The following is a 19,930-nucleotide window of genomic DNA, read 5'->3' as shown; positions in this document are numbered from 1 at the left end:
TCCTTTCTTGAAAAGATATAAAGAAAGGGGCTGTAGGAGAGGGAGGCCCCTTCCTTCCTTTGGGAAGCAAAATGTTACTGTTTGCGTTAAATTAAACTCCAAATTTTCTTTCCAAGTTAATTTAACTTTTAAATGAATTAGTCAGCTAATTCTAAAGTAACTGATAATGTAATGATGTCTGCTAATGCTTTGTTTGCATCGAAGTTTGCAACAAAGTCTGCATAATCTTCAGGTGAAGTTAATATTGCGTCTTCTAACCATACTAATGTAACTGTAACAACTAATTGTGCTTGAGTGTCTTGATCTTCCCAATCAGCATAAGTTAATTCAATTGTGAAGTATTCATCTAAGAATGCTTCGTTAAATACAGCTTTGATAATTGCATTTTCATAATCAACATCTTCAAATGAAATAACTGAATCTTCATCATAAATATGAGTTAAAGTAACTTCAGCAGCATATTTAGCTTGATCTATTTCATTGTCAATAACGATACCTGATAATGTAAGGTCTTCAACACCTTCAACTAAATATTTAACTGATGATTCTAATTCACCAAATTCAACATAGTCTTCAACCTTTAAACCTAAGTTTTGGTCGATAGCACCATCTTCAACAAATGTGAATAACGCGAACGCCATTCCTAATGTACCTACTAAGAATAATAGGGCAATTAAACTAAATCTAAAATTTTTCATTTTTGTTTCTTCCTTTTCTTTTATTTATATTTTTTATTAATTTAATGAAGTCTTTATTCATGACTCTAACTAGTGTACCTAAAGACTAGATACCGTAGTTAGAATCATGAATATTAAAACTAATGTAAGAGTCTAAACTTTAATCATTTTGAATAACTTGTAAAGTCATTGTTACATGAATTAAGTTTTCATTATTTAGGGTTAATTCTTCCAGGATATTTGATAATGCTTCATATTCACTTAAATTGGAAGGTTCTTTTGAATCTTTGAACATTAATTGAACTTTGAATGAAATTGTTGCACCATATAGATTTTCATCATTAATCATTTCCCAGGGATTAACGGTTGTTACAACAAGGTCAAAGTATTCAACTAAGTCATTATGGATACTAAACTCATAAAGTGCATTTTGATAATCAACGTCATCATGTGTATATAAGGAGTTAATTGGTAAACGATGCATAAACTTTACAGTTGCATAATTTTTATCTAGTTCTGTTGAATTATCAACAATGAAACTTGGTACTTCAACATCATCTTGATAAACATTAACTTCGGATGTTAATTCTCCAATATCACTATAACCACTTACCTTTAAGTTCAAAGCAGAAGTAGAACTTTTAGAAGTTGCAAAGGTGAATATTGCATAAACTGTACTCATTGTTGCAATTATAAGAAATAGTCCAACAAGTGCAATCTTTAAATGTTTCATACGCTTTACTCCTTTCTTTTTTTAAATCGTTGCATTAGCTGCTTCAGATTTAGTATCTTCAATGATGTTTTCAGGTTTTTCAAGAATCACTTGAGTTTCATTTGTTGCATTATCTCCCACGGTTGCTAATTGCTGTTCCATCACTTCTTCTGGGATTAATTTTTTAGCACCTAATGCAAGCATTTTTAATTCTTTTAATGCAAGTTTTGCTTTTCTTAGTGAATTTTGAGGTTCACATACAAACATTAAACGTTTGTTACCTGTATACAATTTGATTTGGTGGAAACCTTTTGAATCTTTATAAATTTCATAATGTTTCTTTTCAACCATATCAGCGATTTGATGTCTTCTTTGTTCTGCAATTTCTTCAGTTTGATAAAATGCCGATGTTACTAATAAGTCACCGTTAGAATCATATAAACGGAAACCGAATTTCTTGTCTTTCTCAACTAATTCATAACTGTTTGATCTAACATGTTTAACAGTTTGTTCTTCTAATTTCTTTTCATTTCTTTCTTGAGCACGTTCTTCAAGTAAAGCATCACGTTGTTTAATTTCTTGATATCTAGATTTATCTAATTGTTTTAAATTCTTTTGGAAAATACTATCAATAATTAAGACGTAAACCATAACAGCCATAGCAATTAAAGCAAATGGTGATTGAATAAACTTAACCACTAAACCAAAACCTTCAATCTTTTGACCATTGTAGATAGCTCTTAAATCTGAATAGAGAATAGTTTTACTATCAGAAGTACGATTTGCATCACCTCTTAAAACGAATTGTTTACCTTCAGAAGTTTCGATGATATCGATAATTCTGTGTACGATTAATCGATCATTTGTTTCGTCATAGTAAGAAACGATGTCATATAGTTTTAAATCTGATTCAGCTGGTAATTTAGAGAAGAAGATAATATCGTTTGCTGAAAATTGATTAGTTAAATTGTTTTCAGCCAGATATTCATTTCTAGGATTAGCTTCAGCCATTGAATCTGTTGCAACGACTTTAATATCAAAATCAAATAGTTGAATATCATTGTTTAAATAAGTTGTATATAAACTAGCTGCAATTAAGGCAACTAATACAAGTGAGAACAGAGATTCAATTATTGTACTGATCGTTTTTAAAAACTTGTAACTGAATTTTTTTTGATTTTGTACAGTTTTTTTAATTGCTTCATCACGTGCTCCAGATCTAACAAGTTCTCTTTCTTTTCTATTTAATCCACTCATAAGTAGTGTAAAAGTAAGAAGGAAAGTAATTATTGTGATGGATGCAATGATAAATATAATCATTAAATTTGTGTCCATAGTTATTTCTCCTTTATGGATTAACTTAACGCATTGATTGTAACTGTTAAATCAATGCCTAAAGTTTCATCTAATATTGAATCTGCGAATAATTGTTCAAGTGCTAAATATTCGTTTTCAGTATCAATCATTGTTGGATCATTCCAAACAAGTTCTAGTTTGAAAGTACCAACCATTGTATCTGAATCGAGTGCAGTAAATGGATCTAATGTTGTGATTTGGATTGTAAAATATGCATCGAATGTTTCGTTTTTGAAACTTGCATCTAATTGTATATTTTCATAATCATAACCATTTGGATCTCTATATTGTGCATCTGCTAGAAGATGCTTGATTTCAAGAATGACATAATGTTTTTCTTGAAGACTTGGTGCATCAACTAATAAACCAAGTTCTGTTAATGCCTCATTTTCGAAATATTGAACATTTACTTCAAGTTCACCGTCTAGAACAGCATCTTTAATATCAATCTCAAGTGAGATTTCTTTAGTTTGCGTTTCATAGAAAGTGAAGATTGCGTATGATCCAACAATTGTTAAGAATATCGCAACAACGACAATTACAGGAATTAGTAATTTTTTCATGTTATACACCTTCCTCGTTATATGGAATTTGAACTGTTAATACAATATTTGCAGTATCGTTATCCATTGCAGCATTTAAATCTGCCTTGAATGCCATCCATGTTTCTAATGTGAATGGTATTTTTGGAGAAAATCTAATGTTGTAAGTTCCAACTTGGGTATAATCATCAAATTCAACCCATTCTGGTGTACCTTCAATTAAAACGTCATATTTTTCATTGATAACAGTACTATCAAAATTGAAGTTAATCACTGTTTCGATATAATTGAAAACTGATTTGGCAACATCAGCTGGTAAAGTGTGATAAATCTTAACCGTGATGATGTATCCTTCTGCTGAATCTTCATCGCTTGGTAATTGGAGTGCATCGACAGGCTCATTTGAATTCTTGAAAAACTCGTAAGTGATTGTACCTTCCACCTCATAAGGAGCTAACCTAAATAGTACGCTAACTTCCTTATCGAGTCCTTCAGAAAAATTAAAGGCTGCAAATACGATTCCGATTGAACCTAACACCATAAAGATTGCTAGTAAAGTAAATTTTAAATGTCTCATAGAGCAACTCCTTGTTAGTAAAAAGTTAAATTTCTTCAACCAATATTTTTCGTTTGCAGGAAAACTGTAACTTATTTATAGTTAGAAAACTAATCAAAACCCTTAAACGTATCGTTTCACACCTTTAATTTTCAAAAAAGGGTATTGAATAATATAATTTTTTACAAATTGATCATCTGGATAAATTTAAAAGCTTTCAAAATATGGTGTTTTTTAAGATCAATAAAAAACCTTAAAAATGAGGTCTTTATTAAGGTATCAATTTGTGAACTAAAAAAATAGAAGGATGACTTTATATTATGTTTAATCAATGTGACAAAAGTTTACAATATTCAAAATAGGGCATATTTTAAATGAAAAAAACACATTTTGACATGTGTTATAAATATATTTATAAAGGTTGATTTAATAAAAATTGATATAAGGTCATTAAATGATCTATTTTAGTGACATCAAAAACGTACTAATTTGTGAACCGTGTATTTATTATGTAATATACGTGTGCGCGCGGAAGATATAATTAAGTATTTATTTGATGCATATGAGGTATATTGTAAGTTTAAATTATGTGCATTTTAAATCTAAGAAATTAATGAAAAATCTATGATTTAGAAAAATAAAAACAAACAAGAATTTAAATAAAAAAATTGGACTATTTAACACTATTTTGATTTGATCACCGGACTTTTTAAACCTATCAATTGAGATGTTTTTCGATTTTCAAGGGTTTTAAACTTTAATTCAAGGGTTTTGAAATCTTTTTATACATATAAATTGATATAACTTGACTCGGTGATGAAAATGAAAAAAAGTATAAGAATTATAAATATTACAATGCTATTTGTTTTATTCGCATTAAGTGCTGTTTACGCAACATTTTCTTTCGGAAAGACGGATAGTAAATATAAGATAGGTATTGATGGTGTATTTGGAGATCTTCCAAATGGTCAATCACCTGAAGGTATCATTTACAAATATGATAACGATTCAGATTCGCTGTTCGTTATTGATTATATTGGTACAAATGAAGTTGTCGAGATTCCCGACACTTATTTTGATTTTCCTGTAACAAAAATAGATTATAAAGCTTTTGAAAATAAAGCGATTAAATCTCTTTCTTTAGGAGAAAATGTTACAAGAATTGAAATTGGTGCTTTCAAAGGATCAAAAATCGAGACATTGACAGGTTTAGAAAATGTTGAGTATATTGGAGGTCAAGCCTTTTTTGGGACTGATAAATTAACATCTCCGTTATACTTTAAAAATGTTCAGTATATTGGTGATAATGCCTTTTCTGGTGCTTATAACGTATCAAACGTTTATTTTGAACTTGAAGATGGTATGTATGACACTTTAAGTATTGGATATAATGCATTTTCAAGTATGGGGTATTCACTCAATAATACTGTATATGTAAAATCAAATACAATTGTTGATCCAACAGCAACTGATGCAACACCAAATTTAAAATTTGTAGTTGTAGATGAAATTTTAGGTAACCTAGCATATGAAACAGATGCTACAGGGATAACATACACTGTTGTTGGTCATAATGGTTTAATAAAAGATGCAGTTGTTGTTGATCAAATCAATGAGCTTCCAGTAACTAGAATTGCTGCAAATGCATTTAATAATAACCAAGTGATTGAAAACTTTGTATTTGGTGCAAATGTGACTTATGTTGAGTCTGGTGCATTTAAAAATTCAAGCATTCAAACAATGGCTGGCTTTGAAAGTTTAGTGACAATTGAGTCACAAGCTTTTTATTCAATGTTAAATCTATCATCTGATGTGCATTTAGAAAATGTTCAATCAATTGGAACAGAAGCATTTAGATATAGTGGAAACATTTCTGAATTAAGAATTGATTTAGAAACGCTAGCACTTTATAACGCACTTAGAATTCAAGCAAATGCGTTTTCTGATCTTAATAATACACAAGGTAGAATTTTCCTAAACTCTGTTTCTTATGTTTCTGGTGTATTTTCAAATAGCCCTGGTATCATCTTAAGAGATAGAGGTGCAGTTTCATCTTCATACTTTAACTTCAAGATTAATGAAGCAAACACGGGTTATGTTGTTACTTATTATAATGGGAATGCTGGTACTATAATTAACATCCCAGAAATCATTTTAGATATGCCAGTCGTTAAAATTGATTCTGAAGTATTTAGAGGAAAAATTACAAGTTCAACAACAGTTAACCTTAATGAAAGCATGAGAGAAATTGGTTGGGGAGCTTTCTTAGGTACAAATACAACAAGAATTAATGGTCTTGAAAATGTTGAAATTATCGAATCTGGTGCATTTAAAGAATCAAAAATTAATCATGCAATTCAGTTGAATAATATTCAATTTTTAGGCTTTGAAGCATTTAACCGTGCTGCGTCTATTCCTGAAGTAGGTATTAACTTACCAACACAAGAACTTTATGATACTTTAGTTATTGATAGTGATGCATTCGGTAATTTATCTAGTGCAAATAATTCTAAGATATTTGTTACACAAAACACAAGTGTACATGCTAAAGCAAATAACGGTAGTGAAACTAAGGTAAAATTCATTGTTGCAGATTTAATTATTGATGGTGTTGCTTATAAATATGAATCTGAAACAGATACTTATACAGTACTTGGTGCAAATAGAATTCAAAATGTCGTTATTAAAGATAATATTGATGGCGTTTTAGTGACTAAGATTGAAGATGCTGCATTCCAAAATCATAAATTCATGCAGACTGTTACAATTGGTGCGAATATAACTGCAGTACCGGTCAATGGTTTCCAAGGTGCATCAGCTTTAACAACTGTCATAGGTACTGAAAACATCCTATCTGTTGGCAATTTAGCATTCCAAGGTGCAACTGCATTAAAGACAGTATCAGGATTTACAAATGTTGAAAATGTTGGTAATGGTGCATTCCAAAACTTAACAGCTTTAACTTCTATAGATATTTTTGAAAATCTTGTAACAATTGGTAATGATGCATTTAGAGGTTTAACAAATCTTCAACAAGAAATTGTCTTTAAAAAAGTACAGTCTATTGGTAGATATGCATTTAATTCATCTAATAAGATTCCATCGATCACCTTTGACTTAGAAAACTCTGAAATGCTTGATACATTAACAATTGGTGAATATGCATTTAATAGTATGGGGAATACTTATGGTGCATTCTATATTTCAAGAAGCACTGTTTTAGGTGCAAATAACACTTCTACAAACATTAACTGGTTCATTTTTGATGAAATCGTTGATGATGTTTTCTATCAATTAAATGGTTCAGAATATTATGTTGTTGGTGCTAAATATGATTTAGTCGAAGGAACGATTGTAGATACAATTAATGATTTACCTGTAACTCAAATTGCAGCTAAAGCATTTAGAATGAATCCAACACTTAAATCATTAACGCTTGGTCAAAATGTGACTCTAATTGGTGATTCTGCATTTGAATTATCAGCTATTGAATCATTTAATGGGTTTGAACAACTTATCACAATTAATCAAAATGCATTTAAAAATGCAAATCAATTAACAACACCACTCGTCTTTAATAAGATCCAAACACTTGGAGTGAGTGCATTTGAAAATGCAACTTCAGTACCAAGTATTGAAATCGAATTAGAAAATGAAAGAATGTACAGTGATTTAAGAATCGGTGCAACTGCATTTAAGGGGATGAATGCTGTAGCTACATTAAACATCTTACCGGCTTCTTATCAAGCAACATCATTCGAAAATAGTCCTAATATTACAGTAACAAATAGATACTTAGTCGATGGTTTAGCATACACATATAATTTCTTAACAGAAGAATTTACAGTATCTAGTAGAATAGCAGGATTAGTGAATGTAGTCATTCCAGATACACTTTATGATCATCCAGTTACAACAATTGGAGCAAATGCATTCAAATCAGATGCAACAGTCTTAAATGTAACTTTAGGTGCGAATATCGTTACAATCGGTGCAAGTGCATTCGAATCAAGTAAGATTGTTACAATTACAGGTTTAGAAGACGTTGAAACAATTGGAAATCTAGCATTTAGTGGTACTGGATCATTAACATCTGATATTGTTTTAAGAAAAGTTAAGACAATCGGACAATCTGCGTTTAGTTATGCAACAAGAGTAACTAAGGTTGCAATTGAAACAGAAGATTTAGTTAATATCGGACAATATGCATTCTCAAATATGGGTAATGCAAAAGGTAATTATTATGTCTTAAGAGGATCAACAGTTGGTTCATCAAATACAAGCACTAACTTAAACTGGTTCTATTATGATGAACTTGTTAATGATGTATATTATGAATTATTTAATGGAATATACAGAGCAATTGGTTCTACATATGGAACATCAGAAGTAATTATTGAAGATGAGGTCAATGGCATACCAGTCACTGCAATTGGACCAAACGGATTTAGATACAATCAAATGATTAGAACTGTAACAGTTGGTGCAAATATTTTAGTTATTAACGAACGTGCCTTCGAAAACTCAAGTATCGAAACATTTAATGGATTCGAACAAATTCAATCCTTTGGGTTACAAGCGTTCTATTCTGCAAAACAATTATCAAGTCCAGTTGTATTAACAAAAGCAATCACAGTTGGCCAAGCAGCTTTCCAATATACAGAAAAGATACCGTCAATTGAGATTAATTTAGAAACTGAAGCAGCTTATAATGCGATTACTATTTATGCATACGCGTTTGCTAATATTCCTTCAACTACAAAAGCTAATTTATATCTACATAGTAGTTCTTATCAATCTACTTCATTTACAAGTTCCTCAGGTTTCACTGTTAGAGGAAGAACTTACAGTTCAGGCAGTATGAATTATGCAATCAATCCTTCAAATACTGAATGGATCTTTACAAGTTATTCAGGTTCTTCAAGTTCAATAACTATATCAAATACAGTTTATTCATTACCAGTAACCTCAATTCAAACAAATGCTGTACGTAATAATACAGTTCTAAGAACAGTTACAGTTGGAGATAACATGAATAAAATTGGTGATGGTGCATTTGAAAATACTAAGATTACAACATTTGTTGGTTTAAATTATGTTGAAGTCATTGGTTTAAATGCATTTAGAAACATTACAACACTTACATCATCAATTACATTTAATAAGATTCAAATGATTGGAAATTATGCATTCTATGGTTCAACTGCAATTCCATCAATTACATTAGAACTTGAATCAGAAGAAATGCTAGATACTTTGATTATTGGTGAAAACTCATTTGGTAATTTACCAACAACATACGGAGATATTTATGTAACTAGAGATACCATTGTTGGAGAAGGAAATGAAAATCCAAACTTACATATCTTCAGATATGATGAAGTCATTGACGGTGTTGTATACACTTTAAATGAGGACGAAACAACATACTTGGTATCTGGTGCACTAAGAGGTACAACAACGGTTAATATCCCTGCTGAAATCAATGGTTTAACGGTTACAGAAATTAAAGATTATGCATTCAAACTAAATCCAAGCGTTACCGCTGTAGCGCTTGGAGAAAATATCACTACAATCGGTGTATCAGCATTCGAAAGTAGTAAATTAGTATCCATTACTGGACTAGAAAATGTCGTAACAATTAAAGAAAATGCATTCCGAAATATTACATCATTAACATCAGAGATCGTATTTAACGAACTCCAAATGTTAGGGAACAATGCATTTAATGGTTCAAATCAAATAATATCTATGGTATTAAATCTTGGAGATGATTCAAACTTAGATACTTTAGCTATTGGTGATAATGCACTTGCAAATATTGGCAATATGTATGGTAAATTCTATGTAAATAGAAATACTCAATTAGGACTAAATAATGGTGGTCTCAACTTTAACATTTATGTTTTTGATGAGCATATTGATAATGTATACTATCAATTAAATGCAGAAGAAACAGCATATATTGTTTTAGGTGCACATCATGCTGCAACTGCAGTTGAAATCCAAAGTTTAGTTAATGACTTACCAGTAACAAGCGTATCAACCAACGCATTTAGATTAAACAAGACAATTGAAACTGTTGTACTTGGTTCAAATATGCAAACAATTTCTGCTAATGCATTCGAATTAAGTAGTGTTAAGAATGTATTCGGTTTAGAAAATGTGTCAACAATTAAAGCATCTGCATTTTTAAATGCAACAAGTTTAGAGACACCACTTGTCTTTAACAAACTACAACTTATTGAAACAAGAGCTTTTGAAGGTGCAAATAAAGTACAATCAATCGCATTCGAACTAACACATGAAAGTATGTATCAAACCCTTTCTATTGCAACATATGCATTTAGTGGTATGACTGCAACAGGTACATTAAGACTTGTCACTGCATCATATGTTTCAACATCATTTAATAGCAGTCCAAATATTCAACTCATAAATAGATATTTAATTGATGGGTTAACTTATACATTTAATGCTTCGACAGAAGAATTTACTGTTTCAGCTAAACAAAGTGGACTAGTTACTGTTACAATACCTGAAACGCTTTATAACTATCCTGTAACAACAATTGCAGCAAACGTATTTAAGAGTGATACAACAATTAAGACATTAAACTTAGGATCTAATATTAAGACTATTGGTTTTGAAGCATTCCGTGATAGTAAAATCGTTACATTTACAGGATTAGAAAATGTCGTTACATTTGAAGAAGGTGCATTACGTAATATTACCACACTGACTTCACCTGTTGTCCTAAATAAAGTACAAACTATTGGAAACTATGCATTCTATAATTCTTATGCGATTACTTCATTAGTGATTAATTTAGAAACAGAAGAAATGCTAGATAATTTAGTCATTGGAAATTATGCATTCGCTTTAATGTCAAACACTTATGGTTCTCTATACTTCACACGTCAAACAACAATAGGAACCAATAATACAAGTACTAACCTTAACTGGTTTGTATACGATTTATTAATTGATGGTGTATATTATCAATTAAATGGATCTGAATATACCGTTGTTGGTGCATATACTGGTTTAACAGAAATCGAAATCCTCGATGAAATTGAAGGATTAAAGGTGACATCAATTGCTGCATATGCATTTAGAAAAAATCCAACTTTAGTTACAGTAACAAATGGTGCAAATGTAGCTGAAATTGGTGACTATGCATTCTATTTCTCACCAATCGTGACATTTAATGGTTTTGAACAAGTTGTTACTGTTGGTAAATATGCATTTAACAATGCAACAGCATTAACATCAGATCTAATTTTTAACAAACTTCAACGTGTAAAAGAATACGCATTCCAATATGCAACATCAGTTACAAATATTGCAATTAATTTAGAAACAACAGCAATGTACGACACACTCTATATTGAAAACGTTGGGTTTGGTAATATGCCAGCTGTTAGAAGTAGATTGTTCTTAAAAAATAACACCTATACAACATTTGCTAAGAGTGATTCAAATGGACTTGTATTTAGTCCTAGATATTATTTAACTGGAAATGTTGCTTATCAACTTCCAGCAGATAATTCATACTGGTTTGTAGCAGGTTATGATGGTTCTCCAACTACAATTACAATCTTAGATACAATTTATGATATGCCAGTTATTCGCATTAACAACTCAGCATTTAAATCAGCAACAGCTTTAAGATATGTGACTATTGGTGCAAACATTAAAGAAATTGGTAATAGTGCGTTTGAAAATACACAAGTTATTTCAGTTTCCGGTTTACAAAATGTTGAAATTATTGGTAATTCCGCATTTAGAAACATGACTGCATTAACATCTACTTTAGTATTTAACAAGTTACAATCTGTAGGTGAATATGCATTCTTTGGTTCAAATAAAGTTGCATCAATCACAATTGATTTAACAGATGTTGATATGTATTCAACTTTAACTTTAGGTGAATTTGCATTTGCAAATATGACGAATACAACTGGTTCACTTCAATTAGTACCTAATACATATGGTGAAACTGTATTTGATGGATCAACAAACATCGTTATATCACCACTTGAATAATCAAATTGAACCCATCTTTCGATGGGTTCTTTTTACTTTAACAGCGGAACAAGAATTATTGACTTCAAATTTACAATTCTTTTACTGATATAATAATTGTAAGTATAAAAGGAAGTAGGAGACATTCAATTAAAAGAATAAAATGATATTAACTATAGTTGAATAATGAACATATGAATAAATTAAATATCATTACAGATGCAGAGCAAATATATCAATTAATTGCTATAGCAAGTAAACCTGCTATGATGGGGGTAGCAGAAGCTGATTTTGGTTCACTGAATATGATTCATTGTGTTGCAGTATTTGTATTTAGAGATTTAGATGAGTTAGAAGAAATTAAAAAAGAAATTATCGATCAATCATTAATTGATAATACGAGTAAAGTATTAATTGCAGTTGAGTCATATCTAGATATATCAAAATATTTTATGGAAAGAATTGCAAATGTCGTTTCCTATATGACGAATTCTATTCCCTATAGAATGTCCTGGCATGCCCAAACAGAAGACGATGATGGGACAACCATGGTTGTTGTATTCTTTATAGAATAAACTTTAAATAAAACACAGTCAAAAAATGGTGGTGTTCTCTTATTTTTAAATAAACTTGATAAAGTTAGAGTGGTATAATGAGATTAGCAAAATTCAAAGAGGTTAGACAGCATGAAAGAAAGAATGCATAAAATACTTGAAGCATTTCATAAATATAATAGCCAAAATATGGCACAACTAGCATTTGGACTCGATCCAAATGTTGAATATGATGTGTTAGTTGTTGCACCAACATATTCACCACTTAGATTAGAATTTGACAAAATATTTAAGGTTACAACACTTAAAGAATCTTCATATTTAACAGGATATCTGTTGGAGAGTGAAGAAAAGAAAATTGCATGGATTAAAGTTTCATCATCAGCAAGTAACTTAATTGATCACGTAGCACTATGTGCGGAACTTAAATTTAAAAAGATGGTCTTTGTAGGTGCAGTTGGTGCACTTAAACCAGAAATAGAATTAGGTGATATTTGTACACCAAGTTATTCAATTGCAGGTGGCTATACACATACCTATTTAAAGGATTCAATTAAAGACTTTGTACCATTTGAAAAAGTAGAACCAAAGAAAGATTTTATTAATGAAGTCATAGCAAAAGCTAATGAACAAAATATTACTATTAATTTAAAATCTGTATTCTCGACTGATTCAGTTGCTTTAGAATATATTCATTTGGATGAAATTAAATCATTTGGTACGGATTTAATTGAAATGGAAACAGCTGTCTTTTACCTTATGGCGGACTTAATTGAAGTTGATAGTATTGCATTACTCGTTGTATCAGATAATTCTGCAAGTGGTATTCCTTTAGTAGGAAGAAGCGTAGCTGAAGAATTAAAGTATCATAGAGCAAGAAAAGAATATTTACCTCAACTACTCCTATTAATTTCAAATATGTAGCATAATGTAAAAGTAACTTTTTGAAGGGTTAGTTTTTTTATGGTAAAAATAAAAATTATTATTTACTTGCCGAACTCGGCAATATAAAATGATATTGTGAGGTGGATATTATGGAGTATAAAATGAGTGATGTTGTAAAAATCACAAAGTTACCAAGAACTACAATTCAAGGGTATTTTCCAGAAAAAAACAATGGAAGTATTACTAAAAAAGGTGGTGGTGGACCACAATGGAAATTTAATGATCAAGAGTTAGAAGAATTATGGTTTATAAAAATATGCATCAGTGTGGGTAAAACAAAAAATGAAATTGAGAAATTAAGAAAACTACCAGATGTTGAAAAGAAGATAGAACTTAACAATATGCTTAATATGCTTCAAGAAAATATTAATGTTGTTAAACTCTATGTTGAAGCTCGTCCTATCGTTATGAAAAATATCGTAAAAGAAACCTCTTTGGAGGATGTTTCTAAAATTTATACAGAAATTACAAGTAAATTAATTGATCAATTTGATAGTTTTGAAGATATTTTTTCAAATGCTCTTGATGAAAAAAATTTGAATGACGTATTCAATTTTCCCAAATTAATAAAAGACTTTAGTAATGCATTAGATTTTGGCTATTTTGATAAAAAATTAACAAAAATGATTAAATCATCAAAAGTTAGAAAATCACTCTTAGAAAATATTATTTATAATTTCGATGAAATTACAGATGATGATAAAAAGCATCTAATGTATAAATTAAATGACTATTATGTTAATTTGGATTATCCAGAGGAAGATCTACAAAACCATCTTAATCATATTATTGAGTTTTCAACTCACTATAGTTATATATCTACTGAAATTCAATCTGAAGTCAATCAAATTTATTTATTATTAAATCAAATCGGATATAGTCAAAAGTATATTAAAGAATTATTTAGTTTATATAGAGATGAGTTTAAAAAAGAAGCAGATGAAATGTCTAAAAATCTTGAATGGTATTTAAGTAAAGTTTTTGAAACATACATACTAAACAAAATTAAAATTGGAGAATTTGAAGATGAGTAATTTAAAAGCATATCAAGGATATTCAAAATATATAAAACAATTTGGTGGACCAGATGTTGTTACAGATGTAATGACACATTATAAAGGTCGATATTTTTTAACAGCAGTAGTTTTTTTAGGTGCAGGATTGATTATAGGTAATTCAGATAGAATTCTTAATCTAATCAAACAGTACACTTTTAAACAAGGTAAATTCATTGAATATAAAGACTCCTTGGAAGATTATATTGAAAATATGATAGATAATAATGATTTTCTATCCTTGGATTTTCAAGATTTTGAACCATTAGATGATATCATTTATAAAAAATCATTTATATATAAAGGTAATTTAAATCATTTAGAACTTTCTCGTGAAGTTAAAAATAATACAAAACGTATTATTATAAAAGTAGTAAATCATTCCAAAAGTACTGTACATACAATTCAAGAATTGTTGAATGATCTAAAACAGAAATTTGAACATGATATTGAATTTATTTTAGGGTATAAAAATGATGATTCAATAAGTGATATGGTATGCCACATGATATGCTCAATGAGTACCATTGTTCCTAATGTGGTTTGAGTATAAAAATTCACAAAATTATTACAGTAATATTTTAAAAGTGCTATTCTATTATTAGTAAAACAAGTGGTTGCCGAAATAGCTCAGTCGGTAGAGCAACTGATTCGTAATCAGTAGGTCGTAGGTTCGATTCCTATTTTCGGCACCATTTTTTTATTGGTATTGTTATAATGAGTATGGGGAGGTATCAATTATGGAAGTAATTTTAATTAGACATGGTGAACCAAGATATGATGAGGTAGAAGCTCGAGGATATTTTGGTATGGGTTGGGAGTTAGGTAAACTCACAGAACGTGGAAAAGAACAAGCAGAAAAAGTTAGTAATGATCCAAGATTAAAAGGTGCATCAATCATCTTATCCTCTCCTTATACAAGAGCTCTTGAAACTGCTGCAATCATATCAAGAAATACAGAAATCAAAATTGAAGTAGAAAATGACTTACATGAATGGATGCCTGATATCACGCATAAGTTTATTTATAACGGTCAACTTGCATATGAAGATTATATCGCAAGCAAAGGTATTAGAACCAATAATCATAAATATCATTGGGAAACTTATGAATCTTTGAAAGAACGTGTTACCAAAGCCATTTTAAAACATAAAGATTTGGAAAAAATAATTGTCGTATGTCATGGTATCGTGATGAGTAGTTTGACTTACTTTGAAGATTTGATTGAACATTGTGGCATTAGAGAAGTAATACTATAATTAACTCGAGTGGGTACAAATATATATAAAAATTGGTGCTCACTTTTCTTATTAATTAATTGATTAATTTTTTATATAAATACCAATGATTTACTTTGTAAATTATGATAAGATAATTAAGTAACTTGTAATAAGTTTCGGGGGTACCTATGAACATTGGTTTGAAAAAAATTGGAGCACTCTTTTTGGTTTTGGCTTCATTTTTTATTTTAGTAGCATGTAACGTTGTGACATCAGAAGTCACTGTTGCATCAATAACTGTTGAAGCATCTAATTTAGAAGATATTTATGATATCGAAAACTTTGATCTTTCATCGATTGAAATTAAAGTTATTTATACGGATGGTAAAATTGAAATTATTCCAGTGACAACAGGAATGTTATCACAAGAAAATCTTGCAAAATTGGCTGTAATTGGCACGCATCAAATAACAGTAACTTATGAAGGTAAAACAACAACATTCACATTAAATTTAGGTTATGGGACATTGAAAACACAATTAATGGCAATCTATGAACTAGCTGTTACTGCGAATGCTTTTAGTGGAACATATGAAGAATGGTTAGAGTCTGTTCGTGGTCCAGAAGGTAATGACGGAATTGATGGTAAAACTGTAACACTAAGAGTTGCTGAAGGTTTCATCCAATGGCAATATCAAGGTGATGCTACTTGGTCTAACCTGATCTCATTAGAATTACTTGCTGGAAAAGATGGTAATGATGGTGAAAACGGAAAAGAAGTTGTTTTCCAAGCAGCAAATGGATTTATTCAATGGCAATACGTTGGTGATGCTAGTTGGACAAATCTTGTTTCATTATCAACATTAACTGGTCAAAATGGAGCAGATGGTCGAGAAGTTACATTTAGAGTTTCAAATGGCTTTATTGTGTGGCAATATGTTGGCGATACCATTTGGACAAGTTTAATTGAAGTTGCAAGTTTAGTTGGTCAAAACGGAAAATCTGCTTATCAACTATATTTAGAGTACAATCCAACATATACAAAAACAGAAGCTGAATGGATTGAAGATTTAGTCAATGGCAGATTAACAGACGTTGAATTATTTACAATTTCATTTGATTCTGCTGGTGGTGATTCCATAAATGCAATTGAGGTTGAATCAGGTAAAACAGTTATTCTACCTATCCCAACAAGAGAAGGTTATACATTCGTTGGTTGGTATACTGGTTTTGGTCCAAATGATATGCATTTTACAAACTTTATTCCAGTATTAAATGATTTAACACTATATGCAAAATGGATAGCAAACGAAGAAATTGTTACTTTTACAATTACTTGGAAAAATGAAGATGGTTCAATATTAAAATCTGAACTATTTGAAGAAGGACTGATGCCTGTTTATACTGGTTTAACACCAACAAAAGTAGAAACAGATACTCACACATATGAATTTGCTGGTTGGACACCTGCAATTTCTTCTGTTATTAAAGATCAAATTTATACAGCAACATTTAATGAAATTCCAAAGCCGATTTTTTATACAATAACATGGAAGCACGAAGACGGAACGATTTTAGGAACTGATGAAGTTATTGCTGGCGAATTACCTGTATATTCTGGGTTAACACCCACAAAAGAAGAAACTGCTACTCACACATTCCAATTTACCGGTTGGTCTCCTGAAATTGTTGCTGCAACAAATAATCAAGTTTACACCGCACAATTCACATCTACCTTAAAACCTATTGTAGATACTTATAAAGAAGAACTTAATTCAATCTTTGGATTTGATATTGCAAGTTTATTGCCAAATATTACAACTGATGACTATGAAATCTTTGATGTATCAGAAGATGGTTTAATCTTAGTGTATTTAGATGTATTTAATTGGAGTGAAGATGATGCACTTGATTTCATCGATGCAATTGATTCAATGCTTTCTTTTGATGATTCTGAAGATGCTTGGATTGTTGGAGAATTCTTTATCTATGTTTATGCAGATGATGAAACATATCCTGGTGATATCGTCTATGGTATTGCTATATACAAGTATTTAGAAGATGAAGAAGAACCAGGTAATTCAGTTGAAGCATTGTATTATGAATTCAATATTCAAAATACGACAACAACTGTACCTGGAAGTTATGCAAGTACTACTAATCTTGCATTAGTATTTCCTGGTTCTGCAGGTAAAGTAAATGTTAAAGTGAGTTATATGGCAAATGTGACTTCTGCACCAAGTGGGCTCACAACAGGAATGGTTTTTGCAGGTGATGTAAATAATGTGAGCGGTTCTGAAGCAATGCTTGAAATTGATACATTAGGGAATATCATCTCACATTTTACTTTTGAAATTCAAGCACGAAATGATTTTTCTGGAAGACTTACAAACGCTAAAGTTCAAACATGGAATGGATCAGCTTGGGTTGATCTTGCAGGTGGTAATTTCTATGCTCAAATTTCAACCAGCAAAACAACTATAACAATCAATAACTTAAATGCTTCAAAATTTAGATTGCTTTTTATTGGCTCAAATACGAATGGTAATGCTGGACAATTTATGATTTTTGCAGTCAAACTTTACCAAATGACTGCTCCAGTTGAGCTTTCTTGGTCAGCTATGGTTTCCGATTTAGGGAATAAATTCTCAGAACCTACATTGTCTTCATTATTACCACAAGTTGAAGATTTATCTTCAATTGTATTATCAACAATTAATTTAACTGAATATAAAATCACTGGTGCATTTGAATATTTAGATCATCAGTTAAGAGTTTCTGATTATATTCAAAGTTTAATTGCAGCAGATTATGAATTTGACGAAGAATTATCTCTATTAAAAGGTAAAACAGTCTATACTATTAAGTTATCAGATGATATTGCATATGCTTTATATATCGAATCAAATGGAACAACATTAGAAATTAGAATTTGGAAATATGATCCAGTCATTGAACTTGGTGAACTTCAAACGTTATCTTCACGTCAGTCAATTAATGAATGGGAAATCATGAAGTTTGGTCAATCTGGATTACCTTCAACAGGTACATATGAAGTACTTGTTATTCCAGTTGAAATTAAAGATTATCAATTCCCTGCGAATTATGCGACAAATCTCAATTTAGTCTTTAACGGAACTGCTCAATCAACTGGTTGGGAATCCGTTTCAAGTTTCTACTATAAGAGTAGTTGGGGACAACTTGATTTAACGTTTAATATTGCACCAAAATATGTAACACAACAAAATAAATTGTATTATCAAAACTATCAGGATGAAGCTGACCAATACGTTATAAAAGAAGCGTTAACTGCACTGAATTCAACGATTAATTTTGCTGATTATGATTCTAACAATGATGGAACAATTGACTCAGTTATCTTTATTTATTCTGTGGATTATGATTATGATACGGATCCATGGTGGGCATGGGTTTTCTCTGCTAAATATGGCTATGCTAAAAACACTACATTAGATGGTAAGAAGTTTGAATACTATTTCTGGGCAAGTTATGCATTTATTGAAGATTCATTATCTGGTAAACCAGGTTTAGCTGTTAATGCTGAAACTTATATTCATGAATTAGGCCATTTAATGGGTTTCCCAGATTTATATTCGTACGACAATGACATATCATACGGTCCGATTGGTGGCTTTGATATGATGGATTACAATGCAGGTGATCATGGTCCTGCGAATAAGCTTTTATATGGTTGGTTAGAACCATACTTCATTTCAAGTGCTGGTAGCTACCAAGTAACATTGGATTCATATTCAACAGACACAGATCAATTTGGTAATGCATTACTTATTCCTTATAATTCGAATGATTTAAATGATGGTAATGCATTTGATGAATACTTACTCATTATGTTCTATACACCACAAGGTTTATATAATGGTCATATGAATTATAATTATGTCTTGAGCAATGCTGCGATTGTCATTTATAGAATTGATGCAAGATTAAACTCAAGCGTGACATTCTGGGGAGACTATTTTGTAAGAAATAATGATGGTACAAGTAACTTCTTTGTTGAAATTTTAGAAGTTGATAAGAATAATTCAATTCCTTCATCATCAAATAGTGGATACATTAAAATGTCAGATGTCTTAACGTCTGGTTCAGTTGATTTATCAAGTTACACTTGGCATCAAGGTGGTAATATCAATGTTCAAATTGAAATTGCACAAGCTTTTACAAATAGTAGTTCACAAGCAATCATTAACGTTACAGTAAACTAAAAACATTAAAAAAAGCAGTCTACTTAAGTTAGGCTGCTTTT

12 protein-coding genes and 1 tRNA gene are annotated in these 19,930 nt (G+C 30.5%); 8 read left to right on the top strand and 5 right to left on the bottom strand.

The window, feature by feature from the left end:
- Nucleotides 1-137: 137 nt before the first annotated feature.
- From JV173_RS03675 to JV173_RS03655, 5 genes are all read right to left on the bottom strand, one after another.
- Entirely contained in the window at nt 138-698 is a 561-nt protein-coding gene (locus JV173_RS03675; protein WP_205734940.1) for a hypothetical protein, read from the bottom strand.
- Nucleotides 699-837: 139 nt separating this feature from the next.
- Complete coding sequence (locus JV173_RS03670) at nt 838-1,410, bottom strand: hypothetical protein (protein ID WP_205734939.1); 573 nt, start codon at nt 1,408-1,410, stop codon at nt 838-840.
- A gap of 21 nt (nt 1,411-1,431) precedes the next feature.
- The gene (locus JV173_RS03665) at nt 1,432-2,724 is read right to left on the bottom strand and encodes a S24/S26 family peptidase (protein WP_205734938.1); all 1,293 of its coding nucleotides are present in this window, start codon (nt 2,722-2,724) and stop codon (nt 1,432-1,434) included.
- 20 nt (nt 2,725-2,744) lie between these two features.
- Nucleotides 2,745-3,308 (bottom strand): hypothetical protein, encoded by a 564-nt coding sequence (locus JV173_RS03660; protein ID WP_205734937.1) that lies wholly within the window; start codon nt 3,306-3,308, stop codon nt 2,745-2,747.
- 1 nt (nt 3,309) lies between these two features.
- The gene (locus tag JV173_RS03655) at nt 3,310-3,864 is read right to left on the bottom strand and encodes a hypothetical protein (RefSeq protein ID WP_205734936.1); all 555 of its coding nucleotides are present in this window, start codon (nt 3,862-3,864) and stop codon (nt 3,310-3,312) included.
- A gap of 801 nt (nt 3,865-4,665) precedes the next feature.
- Between JV173_RS03655 and JV173_RS03650 the strand changes: the two genes are divergently transcribed.
- The 8 genes from JV173_RS03650 to JV173_RS03615 all read left to right on the top strand — a co-directional run bounded on the left by JV173_RS03650 (nt 4,666) and on the right by JV173_RS03615 (nt 19,889).
- Nucleotides 4,666-11,892 carry a leucine-rich repeat protein gene (locus tag JV173_RS03650; protein ID WP_205734935.1) on the top strand — a complete coding sequence of 2,409 codons (7,227 nt, stop codon included), beginning with the start codon at nt 4,666-4,668 and terminating at the stop codon, nt 11,890-11,892.
- Nucleotides 11,893-12,065: 173 nt separating this feature from the next.
- On the top strand, nt 12,066-12,446 hold the full coding sequence (locus tag JV173_RS03645) for a hypothetical protein (RefSeq protein ID WP_205734934.1): 381 nt from the start codon (nt 12,066-12,068) through the stop codon (nt 12,444-12,446).
- 111 nt (nt 12,447-12,557) lie between these two features.
- On the top strand, nt 12,558-13,349 hold the full coding sequence (locus tag JV173_RS03640; protein ID WP_205734933.1) for a phosphorylase family protein: 792 nt from the start codon (nt 12,558-12,560) through the stop codon (nt 13,347-13,349).
- A gap of 110 nt (nt 13,350-13,459) precedes the next feature.
- Nucleotides 13,460-14,404 (top strand): hypothetical protein, encoded by a 945-nt coding sequence (locus JV173_RS03635; RefSeq protein ID WP_205734932.1) that lies wholly within the window; start codon nt 13,460-13,462, stop codon nt 14,402-14,404.
- Nucleotides 14,397-14,972 (top strand): hypothetical protein, encoded by a 576-nt coding sequence (locus JV173_RS03630; RefSeq protein WP_205734931.1) that lies wholly within the window; start codon nt 14,397-14,399, stop codon nt 14,970-14,972. The genes JV173_RS03635 and JV173_RS03630 overlap by 8 nt, the downstream gene beginning before the upstream one ends.
- 72 nt (nt 14,973-15,044) lie before the next feature.
- A tRNA-Thr gene (locus JV173_RS03625) sits at nt 15,045-15,120 on the top strand.
- A gap of 45 nt (nt 15,121-15,165) precedes the next feature.
- Nucleotides 15,166-15,684 (top strand): histidine phosphatase family protein, encoded by a 519-nt coding sequence (locus tag JV173_RS03620; RefSeq protein WP_205734930.1) that lies wholly within the window; start codon nt 15,166-15,168, stop codon nt 15,682-15,684.
- A 149-nt stretch (nt 15,685-15,833) separates the two neighbouring features.
- On the top strand, nt 15,834-19,889 hold the full coding sequence (locus JV173_RS03615; RefSeq protein ID WP_205734929.1) for an InlB B-repeat-containing protein: 4,056 nt from the start codon (nt 15,834-15,836) through the stop codon (nt 19,887-19,889).
- The last annotated feature ends 41 nt before the right edge of the window (nt 19,890-19,930 follow it).

This window comes from Acholeplasma equirhinis (genome assembly GCF_017052655.1).
In the GTDB taxonomy this organism is placed as follows: Bacteria; Bacillota_I; Bacilli_A; order Acholeplasmatales; family Acholeplasmataceae; genus Acholeplasma; species Acholeplasma equirhinis.
This window is presented reverse-complemented; position numbering and strand designations above follow the sequence as displayed.